General features: G+C 32.0%; 18 protein-coding genes. 2 read left to right on the forward strand and 16 right to left on the reverse strand.

Annotation, left to right across the window (positions count from 1 at the left end; genetic code table 11):
* Both U9R23_01325 and U9R23_01330 read left to right on the forward strand, forming a co-directional pair.
* Positions 1-756 (forward strand): Mrp/NBP35 family ATP-binding protein (locus tag U9R23_01325; protein ID MEA3475078.1); only part of this gene is annotated, 756 nt, incomplete at its 5' end.
* A gap of 62 nt (positions 757-818) precedes the next feature.
* A complete protein-coding gene (locus U9R23_01330; GenBank protein MEA3475079.1) occupies positions 819-1,220 on the forward strand; it encodes a NifB/NifX family molybdenum-iron cluster-binding protein in 402 nt (133 codons plus the stop codon).
* 406 nt (positions 1,221-1,626) lie between these two features.
* On the opposite strand, the gene U9R23_01335 is transcribed toward U9R23_01330, so the two are convergent.
* The 16 genes from U9R23_01335 to U9R23_01410 form a co-directional block, all read right to left on the reverse strand.
* Positions 1,627-2,583, reverse strand: coding sequence for a mechanosensitive ion channel (locus U9R23_01335; protein MEA3475080.1), 957 nt, complete (start codon positions 2,581-2,583; stop codon positions 1,627-1,629).
* 205 nt (positions 2,584-2,788) lie between these two features.
* Entirely contained in the window at positions 2,789-3,001 is a 213-nt protein-coding gene (locus U9R23_01340) for an HPP family protein (protein ID MEA3475081.1), read from the reverse strand.
* Positions 3,002-3,018: 17 nt separating this feature from the next.
* On the reverse strand, positions 3,019-3,279 hold the full coding sequence (locus U9R23_01345) for an HPP family protein (GenBank protein ID MEA3475082.1): 261 nt from the start codon (positions 3,277-3,279) through the stop codon (positions 3,019-3,021).
* Between the two features lie 187 nt (positions 3,280-3,466).
* Entirely contained in the window at positions 3,467-4,318 is an 852-nt protein-coding gene (locus tag U9R23_01350) for an Ig-like domain-containing protein (GenBank protein ID MEA3475083.1), read from the reverse strand.
* 53 nt (positions 4,319-4,371) lie between these two features.
* Positions 4,372-4,713, reverse strand: a complete 342-nt coding sequence (locus U9R23_01355; protein MEA3475084.1) for a phage holin family protein — start codon at positions 4,711-4,713, stop codon at positions 4,372-4,374.
* A 322-nt stretch (positions 4,714-5,035) separates the two neighbouring features.
* A complete protein-coding gene (gene ftsZ, locus U9R23_01360) occupies positions 5,036-6,148 on the reverse strand; it encodes a cell division protein FtsZ (protein ID MEA3475085.1) in 1,113 nt (370 codons plus the stop codon).
* 66 nt (positions 6,149-6,214) lie between these two features.
* Complete coding sequence (ftsA, locus tag U9R23_01365; GenBank protein MEA3475086.1) at positions 6,215-7,489, reverse strand: cell division protein FtsA; 1,275 nt, start codon at positions 7,487-7,489, stop codon at positions 6,215-6,217.
* Between the two features lies 1 nt (position 7,490).
* Positions 7,491-8,276, reverse strand: a complete 786-nt coding sequence (locus U9R23_01370) for an FtsQ-type POTRA domain-containing protein (protein MEA3475087.1) — start codon at positions 8,274-8,276, stop codon at positions 7,491-7,493.
* Complete coding sequence (murB, locus tag U9R23_01375) at positions 8,266-9,195, reverse strand: UDP-N-acetylmuramate dehydrogenase (protein ID MEA3475088.1); 930 nt, start codon at positions 9,193-9,195, stop codon at positions 8,266-8,268. Before murB ends, U9R23_01370 begins: the two co-directional genes overlap by 11 nt.
* Before the next feature lie 11 nt (positions 9,196-9,206).
* Complete coding sequence (gene murC / locus U9R23_01380) at positions 9,207-10,604, reverse strand: UDP-N-acetylmuramate--L-alanine ligase (GenBank protein ID MEA3475089.1); 1,398 nt, start codon at positions 10,602-10,604, stop codon at positions 9,207-9,209.
* Between the two features lie 5 nt (positions 10,605-10,609).
* Entirely contained in the window at positions 10,610-11,707 is a 1,098-nt protein-coding gene (murG, locus tag U9R23_01385) for an undecaprenyldiphospho-muramoylpentapeptide beta-N-acetylglucosaminyltransferase (protein ID MEA3475090.1), read from the reverse strand.
* A 3-nt stretch (positions 11,708-11,710) separates the two neighbouring features.
* Positions 11,711-12,844: an FtsW/RodA/SpoVE family cell cycle protein gene (locus tag U9R23_01390; GenBank protein MEA3475091.1), complete on the reverse strand. Its 1,134-nt coding sequence runs from the start codon at positions 12,842-12,844 to the stop codon at positions 11,711-11,713.
* 1 nt (position 12,845) lies between these two features.
* Positions 12,846-14,213 carry a UDP-N-acetylmuramoyl-L-alanine--D-glutamate ligase gene (gene murD / locus U9R23_01395; GenBank protein ID MEA3475092.1) on the reverse strand — a complete coding sequence of 456 codons (1,368 nt, stop codon included), beginning with the start codon at positions 14,211-14,213 and terminating at the stop codon, positions 12,846-12,848.
* Positions 14,214-14,239: 26 nt separating this feature from the next.
* Entirely contained in the window at positions 14,240-15,343 is a 1,104-nt protein-coding gene (gene mraY, locus U9R23_01400; GenBank protein MEA3475093.1) for a phospho-N-acetylmuramoyl-pentapeptide-transferase, read from the reverse strand.
* Positions 15,343-16,683 carry a UDP-N-acetylmuramoyl-tripeptide--D-alanyl-D-alanine ligase gene (gene murF / locus U9R23_01405; GenBank protein ID MEA3475094.1) on the reverse strand — a complete coding sequence of 447 codons (1,341 nt, stop codon included), beginning with the start codon at positions 16,681-16,683 and terminating at the stop codon, positions 15,343-15,345. Before murF ends, mraY begins: the two co-directional genes overlap by 1 nt.
* A 139-nt stretch (positions 16,684-16,822) precedes the next feature.
* Complete coding sequence (locus U9R23_01410; protein ID MEA3475095.1) at positions 16,823-18,679, reverse strand: penicillin-binding transpeptidase domain-containing protein; 1,857 nt, start codon at positions 18,677-18,679, stop codon at positions 16,823-16,825.
* Positions 18,680-18,900 lie beyond the last annotated feature (221 nt).

The raw sequence follows: 18,900 nt of genomic DNA on the forward strand, positions 1-18,900 counted from the left end.
AAGCATAAAATAATTATTCTCAGTGGAAAGGGTGGAGTTGGTAAAAGCACAGTGGCTGTAAATTTAGCTTATAGCTTAGCAGAAAAAGGGAAAAAAGTAGGCATTCTTGATGTAGATATTCACGGACCTTCTACCGCGAAGCTGCTGGGTATAGAGGGAAAGGTTTTAACTTCCAAGAAAAAAGGTGATAGACCTGAACCAATTCGTGTGGACGAAAATTTGTATGCACTGACAATTGCCTCACTTTTGGGCAGTCCTGATAATCCGGTAATCTGGCGTGGCCCTCTTAAGATGAAATTGATAAGACAATTCTTGCAGGATATAGAATGGCCCCCTTTAGATTACCTTATTGTTGATAGCCCGCCTGGAACAGGCGATGAGCCACTTTCTGCTGTTCAGATTATAGGAAAAATGGATGGAGCTATTATAGTTTCCACACCTCAAGACCTTTCCCTTCTTGATGCTCGTAAAACAATAAATTTTTCCCGTAAAGTGAATGTCCCAGTTATTGGCATTATTCAAAATATGACTGCTTTTAAATGTCCTTATTGCGGCAAATTAATTGATATTTTTGAAGGTACAGGAACAGAAAAAGCAGCAAAAGATTTTGGTGTAGAAATTCTGGGTAAAATCCCAATTGATAAAAAAATTGTTGAAACTGGTGACAGGGGTAAAGCATATATAAAAGATTATAAAGACTCAGAATCTGCAAAAGCAATGGCAAGCATAGTTGATAGAATAATAGAAAAGATTTAAAACTATCCCGACAGGTCGGGATCCCGATTCATCGGGAAAAGATTAAAAAGATTGGAGATGATATGCTCAAATTTGCAATACCAACGATAGATAAAAAACTATGTGCTCACTTTGGACGGTGTAACGAATTTGCAATTATTGATGTTCACCCCGTTAGAAATAGCGCCACTAAGCAAAATGCTCCCGACAAATATCGGGAGACTTCTAACGGGGTAAATAACAAAATAACAAATACTCAATTCGTTAAACCGCCTTATCATGAACCTGGAGTTTTTCCCGAATGGCTTCACGAACAAGGTGTAACACATATTATTTCAGCAGGAATGGGAAGAAAAGCCCAAGCATTGTTTGAAGAAAATAATATTGAAGTTTGTATTGGTGCAGAAGCAAAAACACCCGAGGAATTAGTTACAGATTTTGTAAATAATAATTTAATCGTTGGTGAAAATTTATGTGAACATTAAATTCTGTTCCCACAATTATAGAGATTATATAAAAACAAGATTTACACACCCCATTATGATAAATCTTCCTTTAGTAGATTTATCGTAACACCCCTCTCCCGCCAAAGGGCGGACAGGCAAGAGGGGATTTCTATCAAAATTGGTGTTCAGTTTTGGGCTGAAAACTGTGGGTATTTCTCAAGATACTATTTTTTCACATCTTCATAGATTTCTTTAAAAGAATACATTTAAAGCAATTTTCAAACTATACATATAATTTATCCTGATGAGTTAATTTGATATTTATTTGCATAACCTTTCCTGTATAAAAAAGCCCAGCACTAATTTGTGCTGGGTTTGGGTGACCCAGACGTATCGTCGGGCAAACCTTTTATGCTATGTTATATGAAATTGCAGCCATCTTAACTTACTCCTTTTTATGCACAGGATGTTTTGCGTTCTCTTTATTTGATTGTTTATTTTCAGTCTTTTTCTCAAGCTGATAATTATAGAATCGTTCCGTAGGATACGCAAAATCAATATCGGCATATTTGGCAAATTCTTGCAAAATGTCTTCCCATATTGCATGTTCACTACTACGACGCTTACGAGGCTCACAAAGATAACGGATAGTTAACAGGACACCACTGTTCTTTACACTTGTATAAACAATAGGAGCAAGATGAGAGTGAAATATCATATATCTTTTGCTTGCTTCTTTTATTCTTTTCTCGGCTGATTTACTCAGATGTTCTGTATGTGTGCGTGCTATTTGGAGTAATATATTCCTGGCTTTTTTCCAGTTACTCTCAAAGGTTACAAGAACAGGAATCTCATTCCAGATATATTGAAACCCCTTACTATAATTTGCAAGTATGTCAGTGAATACTTTCCCATTCGGAATGTGGATAACCCTTCCAGTGCTTTGATCTGCATCTACCCAATTACCGATTTCCATAAGAGTAAACTGAAACACACGCATATCGATAATATCGCCGGCATAATTTCCAATCTGGATGCGGTCTCCAATAGTAAATGGCCTCCGTGCAATAATAAAAAGCCATCCAGCAATGTTTTCCACCAAGTCTTTTAGGGCAATGGCCAAACCTGCGGATAATAAACCCAAGAAAGTACCCAGTTGCCTAAAAGCTTGAATCCATACATTAACTATGAGAAGTAGACCCAGGAGAGATACTACATAAGTTAAGGTCTTTTTCCAAAGGTAACGAATTCGCACATCTTCACTTCGTCGCCAAACTATTTTTAGGATTAAAAAACGAATAAGCCATAAAATTAGAATAATAAGTACTGAGATTAACAGCTTTGTTTGTGCCTCAGGATATAATCCTGTTATTTTTTGTATCAATTCATATAAGTTTTGCATTTTTCTTAACACTCCCATTATCTATAGTTTAGAGACTACAATTTCATATAACGTCCCACGGATACCCGAAGTTGGCGAAGGCAATTTTGGGAAATCTTTCCTGCCTGTCCCTGCCCGATGGCAAGCGGAGGTAGACAGAGATTTCCCTTTTATCTGCTATTAAGTGAAGTTTTTGCAATAGAACTGAAGTTGTAATTTAAAAACATTATGTAAAATCTCTTAGATACGGTTTAAAGAAATGATGAACTAATGATAGTACTATGGCACTTGTTATTACAGCGATTGTTGCATTTAAAGAGAAACCTGTGATTACAATGCCCAAAGCCGTGCCTGATGCAGGTGGATGCTCTGTATCTATAACTACCATTACAAAAATAGAAAGTCCAACAGCAAGTGAATATACAAGAATAGAATACAAGAACGAAGGGTGTGGAATTAAAGCGCATAAAGATCCACATAGGAGGCCAACACCGAATGACCTCCTATGGCATTCCTTGGTTTAGCAGTAATATTTTGGGGCATTGCAAATACAATAAAAGCGGTAGCACCTATCGATGCTATTATAATTGGTCTTTTTTCTATGTTTAAGAATAAAAGTGCTGTAAATATTGTGGAAGCAGCAAAAAGGCTCTGAAATACATAATTCTTCCAGAATCGTCTAAATTCCTTAACTATTTTGCTGATCGATTTTTCCATAAGTCAACCATCCTTGTTTTTTACAAAAAAAACGGACAATGATTTCACTTAACGTGTGTATCCACGACATTAATGTCGTGAACCCATCTGAATTTGGTATGATATGCGACATATGGCGTGGATTTCGCTTTTAGATTTCCAAAATGTTCAGGGCTACACCCAAATCTGGTAGTGTCCCCGAACTTTTTTAATCTTGGTATTCTTCAAACTCCCACAATCTATATCTAATTAAATTGTTATTGTCATCAAACCAATACCATTTACTGAAGTTTCCATAATCATTATATTCAAAATTTCCCCAATAATTCAACAGAGAATCCTCTATACTATATTCTTTCAATTTTATCCATACTCCATTACTGTCATATTCCCAAATTAAATATCCGGTTTGTGCATCACTATTGTTATAAATATTGCAACGAGTTGGAAGATTATCTGCATTATATTGATAGTTTGTTCTATACCAATTCAATGTATTTATTGTATCAGCAGGCACAAAATTTGACCTTCTTTCAAGTAAATTATTCACATCATATTCATACAATTCCAACCCGATTATCTCATCATCGGAATTAAAAAGTTCATTACGAATTACCTTATTTTTATCATTATAAACAAAGCTATCTCTATAAACTTGCAATTCGTCTATCATATTGTAATCCAACATTTTTATTACACGGTATAGAACATTAACTACATAAATATTAACATGCTGGGTATCCTGTCCTCCTCTTCCATCTTCAACTGTGCAGATTATTGAGTATGTTCCTGTTGTATCAGGTGGAGTCCATTGAACCGTTGCGCCTGAACCTGTAATAGTGCCTGAAACAGCTTCCCATTTATATGTTAGACTATCACCATCAGGGTCATTTGCAAAACAGGTAATTGTTGTAGTTTGTCCTGTTCTGATTGTATCTGGAACTGCAACTATATTAGTTATTTCAGGTGATTCATTTTGGGGTTCGGTTGAAGATTTACTGCAACCAATAATTGCAAGTAAACAGGCAACTAATAGTAAAGCCACTAATTTTGCTTTCATAAGACACCTCTTTTTGTATTTAATCAATTGATATGATTTGCTTCAAATAAAATTTAAACAATAATGAACAATTCAAAGATGTAAATTACAATAGAAATCAATATACTGGCAAGAGCTGCAGAAAAACAGCCCTTTATCTTTATTTCTTTGAAAAAAACAGATGATAACATCAACATAAGTCCATTAATAAATATCAAAAAAACCCCAAAGGTAATAATGGCGATTGGGAATGTAAGAACAATAAAAATTGGTCTTATCACAGTATTTACAATTCCAACTACAATAGAAAAAAGCAATGCTGTTTTGAAATCTTTTATTGATACTAACTTTGTAAACTTGCTGACTAAATATACAGATAGACTATAAATTAGAAGGTGTATTATATAATTTATCAAATCAACTCCTTATACAAAAATAGAATCTTCTCAATTTTCATTATGTTTATCATAAAAATGTTGAAATCTGCTCTCCTCTCTTGCTTTATCAATTTTTTCAGAATGTGGTCTATAGTATTACAAATAGAATTTTTGTTTTTTCCGCCAGAGTCGGATATGCCTTTGGCATGATGAGCAAGAAATTTAACCGTCCCGATATCTCGGGACAAAGTAGACGCAATGGACACCCTATTAAATAGTAAACATTTAACAGGACAGGCAAAGATAATAAAATAACTTGGCGGACTTTGTCCCGCAATGGCGGGATTCTCTGGGGTTAGTTTCAGTTTACTCCGCTATCAATTCTATTCTCATAGGGAGACAATTTTTCCGATTGATGTATTCTTTCTAATATTTGCTGAATCTCAGATATTTCTTCTTCATGCGATTTCTTTTTAATCTCTTCTATTGATTGTAACTCTGTATCCGATTCAGGTATTCCGCCAGCAATTATTGCAATATCCATTTTATTATTCATCTCTTTATCATAAATAAGTCCGAAAATAATATTTTTGTTTTCATCTGTTTCTTTATTAATAATTGATGCTATTTTATCAAGTTCAGATGTTTTTAGATCATAGCCAGCAGTTACATTATAAAGTATTGCTTTTGATTTAGCCAGGCATATATTGCTAATTAAGGGATTTGATATTGCTTCTAAAGTGGCTTTTTCAGCTCTATCATCACCTTCTGCTCTGCCAAGACCAATAAGCGCATAACCCATATATGACAGGACTGTTTTTACATCTGCATAATCAACATTTACATACCCTCTTTTATTAACGATATCGGAAATAGATTTTGCAGCATTATAAAGAACTGCATCTGCCTTCTTAAACGCTTCATAAAGTTCTATTTCTCCGAACTTTTCTTTTAATCTTTCGTTAGGAATAACAATTAATGAATTCACATTATTCTTTAGGTCATTTATGCCCTTATCGGCATTTTCGCGTCGGATTCTTCCTTCACAAACAAAGGGATATGTTACAATACCAATAGTTAAAATATTACTTTCTTTAGCAATTCTTGCAATAATCGGAGCCGCTCCTGTGCCAGTTCCGCCTCCCATTCCAGCAGCTATGAAAACAACTTTTGCATTTAAAATAGCCTTTTTCAGCTCTTCTTCATTTTCTTCAGCAGCCAAAGTTCCTAACTCAGGATTTCCACCTGCACCAAATCCCTTTAGTAACTTCTTCCCAATTTGAACCTTAGTTTCTGCTAATGAATTATTGAGTACCTGCAAATCAGTATTAATTGCAATGAACTCAACATCCTTCAGTTTATTCCCTATCATTGTGTTTATTGCATTATTTCCTGCTCCACCAATACCAATAATTTTAATTTTGGAATCCCCGATTAAATCGGGGCCGTCTAATGAATCACTGAATTTTAACATTGTTGCCTCAATTGATATAAAAGAGAAAAATCATTTTATAGAATAATCTAACTTTCATTTAGAGATTTAAGTAAAATTTTGATCAGCAAACCAATCTCTAATTCTTGAAATCATTTTCTCAATAAGTGACTTTTTAGAGTTTTTATTAAATGGGTCCTTCTCAAAATTTTTCTTTCCCCAACATAATAGCCCAACTCCAGTTGCATATTTTGGGTCTGACAGACTTTCTGTATCCCCATAGATTCCTGTGAAAGAGGGATACCCTGTTTTGGTCGGTAAATCAAATACTTCTTCAAATAATTGGTTTGTGCTTCTCAAATTTGCCGTGCCCCCAGTAATAGAAATTCCTGCTGTTATCATTTTTAAATATCTACTTTTATTAATCTCATTATAAGTAAGGTCCGCAATCTTTTGAATGCGAGGATTAATAATCTCAGCAACAAATTTCTGAGAACGTTTAGTTGCAGGACGTCCACCAATGCCAGGAATTTCAATTTTTATATTTCCATCTGCGTGGTCAGGACGGGCATATCCATATTCAATCTTAATTTTTTCAGCTTCAACCTTTGGTGTCCGCAACCCAATTGCAAGGTCATTTGTAATATCCTCGCCACCAAGAGGAATAATACAACTAAATCTAATACCTCTCTTGTAATATATAGATATATCAGTTGTTCCACCTCCGATATCCACAAGTATTGAACCTAATTCTCTTTCATCCCGATTTAATACTGCCATTGATGAAGCGATGGGTTGTAAGACAACATCTTTAACATTTAGACCTATTCTTTGGATGCATCTATAAATATTGTTTAAAGAATTTATATCAGCAGTAACAATATGTACATCAGCTTCAAACCGTCTTCCAGACATTCCGATTGGGTCAAGAATACCAGGTATGCCATCAACGATAAAGAATTGAGGTTCTGCGTGTATAATTCTTCTATCACTTGATATCGGTTTATTCTTTTTTGCATCTTCAACAACTCTTTTAATCTCATTTTCTGTAACTTCATAATCGTTAAGCTCATTAGAATATCTGCTCTTGCTTTCTATATTTGTAATACCGTGACTTACATAACTTCTTATGAGTTCGCCAGCTACGCCAATAAAAACATTTTGTGCATCTCTACCTGACATTTTTTCTGCTTCTTTTATAGCCTTATCCATTGAATCAGATGCAGCACGAATATTCTTTATCATCCCTTGTGAGAGTCCTTCAGACTTATTTTCGCCAATCCCACAAATCTTAAGCTTATTGTTCTTATCAAGAATTGATATAAGACAACAAATCTTGGTTGTTCCAATGTCAAGTGCAGTTATTATCTTTTCTTTCGCCATTTTACCTTAATATAATTATCTCGTTCTTCGGGTCAGAAAATCTTAAATCAATTTCAGAAAAATTCGCAATCCCAAAATTTTGATAAGCAAATATTAACTTATCAATTCTTTCTTGAAATTTTTCAGAGCCTAACAAAAATTTTACATTCCTTGCTTTTTCAATCAGTATAACTTCTCCATCCTCCATATCAAATTCTGAAATTCTGTCAACAAAATCTGGATTTTTCTGCTTTATATAATTATATATACTTAATATAACTTTTATGTTTTTAGCAGAAATAGTTCTCCCAAATGTCAAATTATTTGTATTTATTCCTTTGAAAACAGGCAAATCCTTCTGGTCGCTATTCTTTGCAGAATCTAAAATAACTCCCTCATTATCAATTAGATACATTCTGTCATCGGAAAAACTTAAGCATGCTATTGGAATTCTTTCTTGAATTAATATTTTTAGAGTATTTGGAATCTGTCTGATAACCTTAAAAGATTTTATTCTTGTATATTCTGACAAAATTTCCTTTATTATGTTATCATTTACTGCAAACAGATTTTTCTCTTCAAAACTTGCTAATCTGAGATATAATAAATTTTCATTAATGTAGTGTGTCCCTTTGATTTCTATTTCTTTAATATTTAATAAATTCCAATGTGATAATCCATAAAGTGAGAGATATGCAAAAGTGAATGCTAAAAACAAAAATAATATTAGCAAGTAAAAAAAGGAGAGAATTCTACTCTTTTTTACCTTGTTACTCCTTCTTTTATATACTTTTCTATTAATCTGCATCAGAAAAATCTCCCCAAAATTTAACTTCTGGCTCAAGCTTGATATTAAACTTTTTGAATACTTTCACCCTCATTATTTTTATAAGCTTATAAATATCATTTGAAGTCGCTTTACCAATATTGATAATAAAATTCGCATGCTTTTCAGAGATTTGTGCATCTCCAATTCTATACCCTTTTAATCCACACTTCTCAAGCAACTCACCCGCATAATAGTCATCACCGTTTTTGAAAACTGAACCAAAAGTATGACAATCCAAAAGAAATTTTGAGCTTCTAGTAAACAAATATTTCTTACATAGATCTTCAACCTTCTTTTGAGATTCCCTTTTTATTTTGAGAACTGCCTCAATAATTATATAATTGCTTCTCTTAAAATCAATTTTGCGATAATTAAAGTGTATATTCTCTGATGATATTTTTTCTAACTCTCCGTTCTCATTAATAATAGCAATTTCTTTAAGCATTTCAGCTATTGAATGGTCAAATGCTCCTGCATTCATTTCAACTATTCCGCCTATTGTTCCCGGTATGCCATTTAAAAATTCAAGTCCACTTAATCCATATTTTTGACACATTTCCAAAAGATGAGACACTTCAATATTTGCAGAAATAAATAGATAATTGTTTTTACAATATAGTTTCTGCGGAATTTTCTTTAGAGAAATTACTACACCATCAAAGCCATTTTCTGAAACCAGTAGATTTGAACCGTTTCCAATCACATTATATTTTATCTCATTTTTACAGATGAATTCAAAAACATTTCTCAAAATATCTAAACCTGGTAATTCAATGAAACATCCCGCATTTCCACCTGTGCATATAGTTGTATAATTTTTTATTAGATAATTAAAAAAAGTATATTTATTAAGATTTTCTCTTAGGATATAATTTTTGAATAAATTTATATTTTGCATAATAAAGTAAGCTAATCTTTTTTGTTTTTAGTTTTCACATCTTTTTCTAACATAGAGAGAAACTTCTCGCTAACTTTATAAATATCACCAGCTCCCATTGTGATTACAATATCTCCGCTTTTTGTTATCTCCAATAATTTATTTGGGACATCTTCTTTATTTTCTATGTATATAACATTTCTGTTTCCTTGTTTGATTGCCGAATCCACAATAAGTTTTCCATTTATTCCCGGGATAGCCATTTCTCTTGCTGGATACACATCAGTAACAATCAATAAATCTGATAAGGAGAGGGTCCTGGCAAATTCTTCATAGAACTTTTGAGTCCTGGAGTAAAGATGAGGTTGAAATACTACAACTATTCTTCTAATTGAGCCATTTCTGATTCCTTTTAAAGTAGCCATAATTTCAGTCGGATGATGTGCATAATCATCGTAAATCAAGATATCATTTATGCAGCCTTTTTTCTCAAATCTGCGATATACACCTTTGAACTTTGCAAGACCATTGCGAATGTAATTAAAGGAGATTTCTAATTCTAATGCAACGGTCGCTGCTAAAAGTGAATTTTTAATATTATGAACACCGGGAAGCTGAAGGTGAATTGGACCCAATCTTTTCTTTTCATATACTAAGTCATATTGCGAAGTAAAATCTTTAAATTTTATATTAACAGCTCTGACATCAGCTTCTGGATCAACTCCATAGGTACACAATCTTTTTTCAAACCGTGGTATGATTTCTTTTATTTTTTTATCATCAAGACAGGCAATAATTAGTCCAAAGAAGGGAACAGAATTGGCATACTGCAGGAATGCAGTTTCTAAGTCTTTTATAGTTGGATAGCAGTCCAGATGCTCTGGCTCAATATTAGTAATTCCAGCAATAATAGGACTCAGGGTAAGAAAGGAATGGTCGAATTCATCGGCTTCCACTACTATATACTTTGAGTTTCCCAGGACGGATGTGGAATTAAAATTTTTTACCTTCCCACCAATAATAAGTGTTGGTTTCAGTCCTGCTTCTGCTAAAATCATTCCAACCATTGAGGTGGTTGTAGTCTTACCATGAGTGCCTGCTATACTTATGCCATATTTCATTCGCATCAATTCAGAAAGCATCTCAGCTCTTCTAATTACTGGTATTTTCTTTGTCAAAGCAGTTCTTATTTCAATATTGTTACTTTTTATGGCAGAAGATTTAACAACAACATCTGCATCAGTAATATGTTTTGAATTATGACAATAATATACTTTAGCTCCCATCCTCTCCAATTTTTCAGTAACTGGAGTCTTTAACAAATCAGAACCTGTTATCTTATAACCATAATTTAGAAGCAGTTCTGCTATCCCACTCATACCAATACCGCCAATTCCAACAAAATGAATTATTTTAGTTTTTCCTAACATCTTTATTATTCTCTAATAAATTGAATTATATCTTCAACAATTCTCGTGGCTGAGTCATATATTGATAGACTTTTTATTGAATCTGACATTTTTATTAGTTTGTTTTTATTGTTTATTAAATCAAGTATTTTTTGTAAAAGTAATTGAGGATTTAATTCTTTTTCTGTAATAATTTCAGCTGCTCCTTTTTTCATAAAGCTTTTGGCGTTTTTTAGTTGATGCTGGCCTGCAGAATATGGGAACGGAATTAATATCGCAGGTAATCCAAAATGTGATATTTCACTTAATGAAATTGCACCAGCACGACATATTACTAAATCAGATGCTGAGTAAGCATATTCAATATTGTCAAAAAACGGTTGAACTATTAATCCTTTTCGGGTACCAAATTTATTTTTTACCTTGTCAAAATCCATGAAACCAGTTTGAAAAATTATTTGAATATCATTACTTAATATATCATCAATGATTTCATAAAAATTAACATTTAATGCATGTGAGCCTTGACTTCCACCATAAATAAATATTGTTTTCTTATTTTCAAATTTCCAGAAGTTTAAAGCTTTCGCCTTACTAGCTTTTTCAAATTTTCTAATAGGATTTCCTGTATATTTGATTTTTGTCCCGACAAGTCGGGATGATTTAAAATATTGTTTAACATCTTCATTTCCTATATATAGCCTTTTACAGGATTTAGCTAATAACCTTGTACTGATTCCAGGGAAGCTATTTTGCTCTTGCAAAAAAATCGGTAGATGAAGATATAAAGCAGCTAAGCCTGCTGCTCCAGATACAAATCCACCGCATCCTATAAATATATCAGTATTCATTTTATTAAATATTCTTTTTGTTTGTTCTATACTTTCTAACAAACAGAAGGGAAAAAGTAAGTTTTTGAAAGTAAGATAGCGATAGAGCCTTTGGGCATTTATTTTGACCACTTCAAAATTGTATTTTGGTATGATTATATTCTCAATTCCATTCCGCGCACCAATAAAAATTATCTTCACATCATCAAATTTATTAATGAATCCTTCTGCTATGGAAATGCCCGGGAAAATATGGCCTCCAGTTCCTCCAGCAGCAATAGCAATGTTAATCATATCTCATGACCTATTACTTAACTTTGCTCTACGACTGGCATTAAGAATGGTCGCAATTGATATTGAATCCGCAAGCAAGGCAGAACCTCCGTAACTTATAAATGGCAAACTAACACCTGTTGATGGTATCAAACTTGTAACAACTCCGATATTAATAATAACATTATATGCAAAATTAAAAGTGAGTCCTGCAATAAGAAGTGTATAGAAAAAGTCATTAGACCTTTGTGCCAATGTAAAACAACCTAAAATAAGAATTAGATATAAAGCAATTAATAAAGTTGTGCCTAAAAATCCAAACTCTTCGCCAAATATTGCAAAAATGTAATCGGTTTTTGCAAATGGCAAATAGAAAAGTTTTGCTCGCCCCTGATTGCTCCCTCTACCATATAATCTTCCATTAGATAGAGCAACTAATGATTCACGAGGTTGATAGCAATATTTCTCTTCTACCTCTTTACTTAATTGCTTACCAGAAATAAATTTTGAAAATGCCGAATATCTTGCTGTCCTATATTCTGGTCCAAACTTGAAAACTAATATTACCACTAAAATAGCCAAAAAAGCTATAAAAAAAATAGTTGATACTTTTATTCTGGCAATAAATAATATGCTTAAATAAATTAAAAATAGAATTGCAGCAGTACTTAAATCTGGTTCTTTATAAATTAAAAAAAAGCATATTAAAGGAAAAATGATTATAGGTTCAAATTTTTTAAAAAATTGAATTGGTTTAGACTGTTCTATCCAACTCTTATTTTTTGCAAGAAAATGTGATAGATAAAATATTAACATTAGTCTAACAAATGTGCTTGGTTGAAATCTAATTGGACCTATATGAAGCCATCTAATTGAGTAATTTATACAAACTCCTAAACCGGGCAAAAAAACTGCAAACAGTAATAGTAATCCTAAAATTATAAGAGGGAAGGCAAACTTTCTCAGTTTTTCCAAATCTATGAAGAAAAATATGAAAAAGAAAATGATAGATACCGCTGTCCATATTAATTGCTTTAAAAAATCATAATTATTGAAACGAAATGAACTGATATTACCTATCAGTATAAGTCCAAGTAAAACCAGAACAATACAGATATAAATAATAGAATCTTCAATTATCTTTGTGGCGATTTTCATTTTATCTTTGTAAATTAAGAACTATCTCTTTAAATTTTCTTCCGCGCTCCTCAAAATTTTTAAACATATCATAACTTGCACAACCTGGTGATAGAAGAACATAATCTCCTTTATTAGCAATTTCAAAAGCCTTTTTAGTAGCATCTCTTAAATTCTTAACAATATGTATTTTTACAACATTTGAAAAGATTTTATATAAAATGTCTTTTGTCTGACCAAACACTACAAGATTTCTTACATTTTCTTTTATGTATAATCTCAAAGGAGAAAAATCTTCATTCTTACTTGAACCGCCCATAATCAAATTTATTGGAGCATTCAAGGCTTGGAGAGCAGTCTTTACAGAAGCACCATTTGTTGCTTTTGAATCATTTATAAAATTAATCCCCTTTATTGATGCAACAGGCTCTAAACGATGTTCCAGTCCAGAAAAAGTTAAAATCCCGTCTGAAATCTCATTTGAATTTAACCCACAGTGATGGCAGGCAATAGCTGATGTAAAAATATTGCTTACATTATGTAATCCTATAATAGGCAAATCTTCAAAACTAATCCTAATTTTAGGTTGATTCGGGTATTGAATTATAAACTGATTATTTTCTACCAAAATATTTTGATTAATCGGTTTATTAAGACTAAAAAATTCCTTCTGAATCTCAAAATCATTTGCAATATTTTTACAAATAGAATCGTCATAATTTAGAATAGTAAGTTCATTTTCAGTTTGATTTGATAGAATTTTTGATTTAGATTTAACATAATTATTGAAATTTTTATATCTATCTAAATGGTCGGGAGTAACATTTAAAATAATGCTGATGTCTGGTTTAAATTCAAATATTGTATCCAATTGAAAACTGCTAATTTCCAAAACTATGAAATCATAAATGTCTTTCTCTATTTGAAACGATGTAAAAGCATGTCCAATATTTCCACCAAGAATAGCGTTTTTGCCAGCTTTTTTTAATATATGATAAATCAATGTAGCTGTAGTGCTTTTGCCATTTGAACCAGTAACAGCAATTATTTTACAGTTGAAATCTTTCACAATCTGGTAACCAAGTTCAATCTCACTCCAAACAGGTATTCCTTTTTTGGCTGCTTTTTTTAATATTGAAATGTTTGTTTGAACGCCAGGACTAATAATTATTAAATCGGAATTAAGAACTTTCGCAGTATGTCCACCCGATTCAAATTCATAATCTTTTAAAAATTGTGTATCAATCCCTGTGAATGCGGTGACAGATTCATTTTGCGGTTTAATTTCTGAAAGAAAAGGTATTGCTCCTAATTTTTTTAATTTAATTGCGGCTGAGATACCGCTGCAAGCCATACCCAGAATTGCAACTCTCTTATCTTTGAAATTCATGTCATGCCTAAGGCAGATCCTTCGGATTATCTTAATTTTAATGTAATAAGTCCTAAAGCAGTCAAAAACATTGCAATAATCCAAAACCGTATAACAATTTTCTCCTCTGACCAACCTTTTAATTCAAAATGGTGATGAATTGGCGCACATAAAAAGACTCTTTTCCCTTTACCAGTTTTAATTCGTGTCCGCCTGAAATATAATCTCTGAATTAAAGAAGAAACTGCTTCAACAACAAACACGGCACTAATGATAAGAAAGAATATTTCTTCTTTAATCAGAATTGCAAGTACTGCAAGTATTCCTCCCATAGAGAGTGCGCCAGTGTCACCCATAAAAATTGAGGCAGGTTTTATATTAAACCAGAGAAATCCTAAAATTGTACCTATAATCGCGGAGGCAAAAATTGTGAGTTCACCTGCTTCTTTTATAAATTCAATTCTCAAATACTTTGCAACAACAAAATTACCTTTAACATAACACATAACACCTAATCCAAAGGCAGCCAACGCGATACACCCGGCAGCCAGACCATCCAAACCATCAGTTAAGTTTACTGCATTTGAGTAAAATGTAATAAATAATGCAACAAACGGAATAAAAAATATTCCTAATGAAAAAGATGTATTTTTCAAAAACGGTATGTTTATCTGAGTAATTGTATTTGTTTTTTCATAACCAAGATATAAAATAAATGCAATAATTAATCCTAAAACAATCTGACCTGATATTTTATATTTTTCTATTAAGCCTTCTTCTGCATGTTGTACATTTTTTAGATAATCATCCCAAAACCCTAAACCTCCCAGCCATAATGTCACTAATATGGCTATTAAAACATAGGGATTTGTTAAATTGTTCCAAAGAAGTGTAGAAAGAATCAAGCCCAAGCCAATAATAATTCCACCCATTGTCGGAGTTCCTTTTTTCGCCTTATGAGAATCTGGTAAATAATTACTAATAGATTCAGTTATCTGGTACTTACGCAATGCTTTTATGATTTTAGGACCAAAAATAAAGCATATTAAGATTGCTGTCAGAAAGGCACCGACTGCACGAAATGTAATATATTGAAACACATTAAAAATTGTATGATACTTAACAAGAGGATATAATATATGATAAAACATTAGTCAACCAACCTTTCTACAATTTTTTCCATCTCTAAAGCTCGGGAACCTTTAACTAAAATAGCAGATTGTTTGGGGAAATGAAAATTTCCGTCATTTCCAACAAATTCATCAATTGAATTATAATGATTGCTGCTATTAAATTTTTTTGATAATTTACCAATTGAAATAACCCTATCTAATTTCATCTTTTTTAATAAATCTCCAATTTGTTTATGGAACTCAATACTTTTGTCTCCCAATTCTAACATATCGCCTAAGATAGCAAATTTATAGAGCTTATTTGTATTAACCAAATAATTTAGTGCAGCACGCATTGAAACAGGATTTGCATTGTAACAATCAGCAATAATCATCCAATCATTAATCTTATTGTGAAGGATTTCCATTCTTAAATTAATCTCTGGTTTTTGTAATAATCCCTCCTGAATTTCTTTGTGAGTTAAACCAAATTCTTTTCCAAGAATAATTGCAGGAATAGCATTAAATATATTGTGTTTGCCACTGTTAAATATAAAATAGCTTTCGTCATTTAATTTGAATAAAAGTTTCTCATTTTCTAAATCTATTGAAGAAAGTTCAAAATCATTATTGCCTATTCCATAAGAAATGTAATTTTCACAACCCTTATATTCTTGAAGAAATTTTATATCTCCATTAAAAATTTTTAAACCTTGTTTTGACGAATATTTGAAAATATCAAATTTTTCTTTGAAGACACCTTCAATGTCTTGAAAAAATTCCAGATGCGATTCTCCTATGCTTGTAATAATTGAGATATTTGGTTCGCAAATTTGTGTTAGATGTTTAATCTCACCAAAGTGATTAGTACCAAGTTCCAATATTGAAATCTCATGAGAATCATTCATATCAAAAATTGTTAAAGGTAACCCAACAACAGTATTGAAGTTCCCTTTTGTCTTATGAACATTATATTTTATTGATAACACATTTGCTATAAACTCTTTTGTTAATGTCTTACCTACAGACCCGGTAATTCCAACAACAGGTAATTCAAATTGTTTTTTATAACATTTTGCCAATTTACCCAATGCCATTAAAGTATTATCAACATATATTAATTTTTTATCCTTTTTGATGTTCGGAGGTGTATATTCCACAACTGCAATCTGTGCACCATTCTTTAAAGCTTCATATACGAAGTTATGACCATCATAATTTTCCCCTTTAAGAGCAAAAAAAATTGAATTTATATTTTTTAAATCCCTTTCGTTTATTTTCCTGCTATCAGTAAAAATTCTGTTAACTAATATATCTGCTTTATTTCCAGTTTTTCCATTTATGACTGTGACAGTTTTTTTAACACTTATCTCTTTCATGAATTTAGAGTCCTATTCCGCTTTTTTATCAAACCGTGAAAAATATGTAAATATAATATTTTTTAGGCATTAAAAAACAACATTCTTTTATTATATAGACTTTTAAAAGAATTGCTTAGTCAAGTTAATCGCAAGCTTTCTAAAAATTTTGCACAAGATTTTCTTTAAATTTATCCTCAGCAATAATCATTATTGGAAATTTTTCCAGCATAGATGTCCCCGGTTTGGGGAACTGATTAGTTACAAATTCTCCATTTCCAAAAATAGTATAAGAGAGATTTTTCCCTGACAAAAATTTTCTTAGTTCTGAAACCTGTAAGCCAATACAATCAGGCACTAAAACATAATCTTGATTAACTTGATTAATAACATTAATTAAATTAGAATTGGAAAGGACGGTAATTTCCTCAACGATTTTCTTAAAAGTAGGCGCTGCACAAATGCTGCCGAACCGATGGTCATAATCTGGTTCATCAAAAATTATTAGCATTACAATTTGTGGGTCTTCAACAGGAAAGAATCCAACAAAACTTGAAACATATTTATTTTCGTCATAACCAATCCCATCAATTTTTTTCTTCTCAGCTGTTCCAGTTTTTCCTGCAATATTTACAAAATCTAATTTAGCATTAATTCCAAAGCCATCATCTACAACGGTTTTAAGAAATGTTTTCAATGTATCCAAAGCATTAGTATTGGAAATTTGTTTTATAATTTTTTTTTTGGATTCAAATAAAACATCCCCTTCATTATTGACAATCTTTTTAATTATTTGCGGCTGAAAAAGATTTCCACCATTTGCTAAAGCGCCATAGGCAAAAACTAATTGTATGGCAGTCACAGAAATTTCCTGTCCGAATGAAAGTGAATGAATGGAATATTTTGACCACTCTGATGGCTTATGAAGAATGCCCGCGATTTCTCCATTTAGTGTAATTCCTGTTTTGTTCCCAAAACCCAGTTCTATTATCCTATTATATAAATTGGCTTTAGTCAACTTATCCACTATTCGTGTTATACCAACATTACTTGAATGAACAATCACATCTTTAAATGTTAATTCTTTATATGGCTTTACATCAGAAATGACTCTTCTGCCGACCTTGCGTGTACGACAATCAATAATATCTGTGGACTTGAACAAACCTTTTTCAATAGCTAATAGAGCGGTTATAGGTTTTAATGTTGAGCCTGGTTCAAACAACCAATTAATCGGAAATATTGGCATAGAATGTTTAGTTCTTATAGAAACATTCAAATTCTCTGATGAGATTCCACTCATTGCGAGAATGTCACCATTTTTCGGTGAAATTATGATACCGATTGCATTCTTCGCATTATAATCTTTTAAACCTTCTTTTAAATTTCTTTCCAAAATTGATTGTATATGTGCATCAATAGACAGATAAACTGAACTGCCTTTAATAGGCTTTTGAGTATCCATATTAGTGAAATGATAATGCCAACCTGTACCATATTGGATAACTTCAGCCCATCCATCAATACCAGTTAGCTCTTTATCAAAAGTTCCTTCAACGCCACATAGACCACTTCCATTTGCATAATAGCCTATCAAGGCGCCAGCCAAATCCCCCAATGGATATACTCTTACTGACGGTTGTTTATAGCAATTTATTCCATTGATATTACTTTTATTTAATTCAGATAATATATTATTCTTATTAATAACATCTATATTTGTTGAAAGCTCAAATCCATTTGGATACTTATAAGCAAAATTCTTAATTCTCTTTTCATAAATACCTGGTGACTTATCTGTGTATCGGGCTATTATTTCAGAAATTGTTTTATATATTATCTGTTTTTCATCCGCCAGCTCCGAGACGGAGTCCCGACAAATCGGGGACTGGCGGACAGAATCAGTAAAACTCCAATGAGTAATTGCTGGACAAAGTTCAAGTTTAAATACTTTCTTATTTTCAACAAAAGGTATGCCATTACGGTCATAGATAATTCCACGTTCGGCTGGAATCACTATTTTTTTGTTTTTGTAACGATAATATTTGTTAAAGTAATTGTATGTATCTAAAATTTGAATAGAGTAAAGCCTGTATATAATTAATAAAAAAATGCTAACAAAAATAACTTTTATAATAAAGATACGACCTTTACAAGTTAGCATTTTTAATAAACCTACTTTGTATTATGTATACAAAAATTTTGGAACCACTCAATTTACTTATTTGAATCTATTAA

The sequence above is a fragment of the Candidatus Cloacimonadota bacterium genome (assembly GCA_034722995.1).
GTDB lineage: Bacteria > Cloacimonadota > Cloacimonadia > JGIOTU-2 > JGIOTU-2 > JAGMCF01.

Excerpts from the sequence above, each read along its gene's own strand:
- U9R23_01350 (MEA3475083.1), bottom strand. The coding sequence starts at position 4,318 with ATGAAAGCAAAATTAGTGGCTTTACTATTAGTTGCCTGTTTACTTGCA.
- ftsA (MEA3475086.1), bottom strand. The coding sequence starts at position 7,489 with ATGGCGAAAGAAAAGATAATAACTGCACTTGACATTGGAACAACCAAG.
- U9R23_01335 (MEA3475080.1), bottom strand. The coding sequence starts at position 2,583 with ATGCAAAACTTATATGAATTGATACAAAAAATAACAGGATTATATCCT.
- murC (MEA3475089.1), bottom strand. The coding sequence starts at position 10,604 with ATGTTAGGAAAAACTAAAATAATTCATTTTGTTGGAATTGGCGGTATT.
- U9R23_01370 (MEA3475087.1), bottom strand. The coding sequence starts at position 8,276 with ATGCAGATTAATAGAAAAGTATATAAAAGAAGGAGTAACAAGGTAAAA.
- U9R23_01330 (MEA3475079.1), top strand. The coding sequence starts at position 819 with ATGCTCAAATTTGCAATACCAACGATAGATAAAAAACTATGTGCTCAC.
- mraY (MEA3475093.1), bottom strand. The coding sequence starts at position 15,343 with ATGTTTTATCATATATTATATCCTCTTGTTAAGTATCATACAATTTTT.
- murF (MEA3475094.1), bottom strand. The coding sequence starts at position 16,683 with ATGAAAGAGATAAGTGTTAAAAAAACTGTCACAGTCATAAATGGAAAA.
- U9R23_01390 (MEA3475091.1), bottom strand. The coding sequence starts at position 12,844 with ATGAAAATCGCCACAAAGATAATTGAAGATTCTATTATTTATATCTGT.
- murG (MEA3475090.1), bottom strand. The coding sequence starts at position 11,707 with ATGATTAACATTGCTATTGCTGCTGGAGGAACTGGAGGCCATATTTTC.
- ftsZ (MEA3475085.1), bottom strand. The coding sequence starts at position 6,148 with ATGTTAAAATTCAGTGATTCATTAGACGGCCCCGATTTAATCGGGGAT.
- murB (MEA3475088.1), bottom strand. The coding sequence starts at position 9,195 with ATGCAAAATATAAATTTATTCAAAAATTATATCCTAAGAGAAAATCTT.
- U9R23_01345 (MEA3475082.1), bottom strand. The coding sequence starts at position 3,279 with ATGGAAAAATCGATCAGCAAAATAGTTAAGGAATTTAGACGATTCTGG.
- murD (MEA3475092.1), bottom strand. The coding sequence starts at position 14,213 with ATGAATTTCAAAGATAAGAGAGTTGCAATTCTGGGTATGGCTTGCAGC.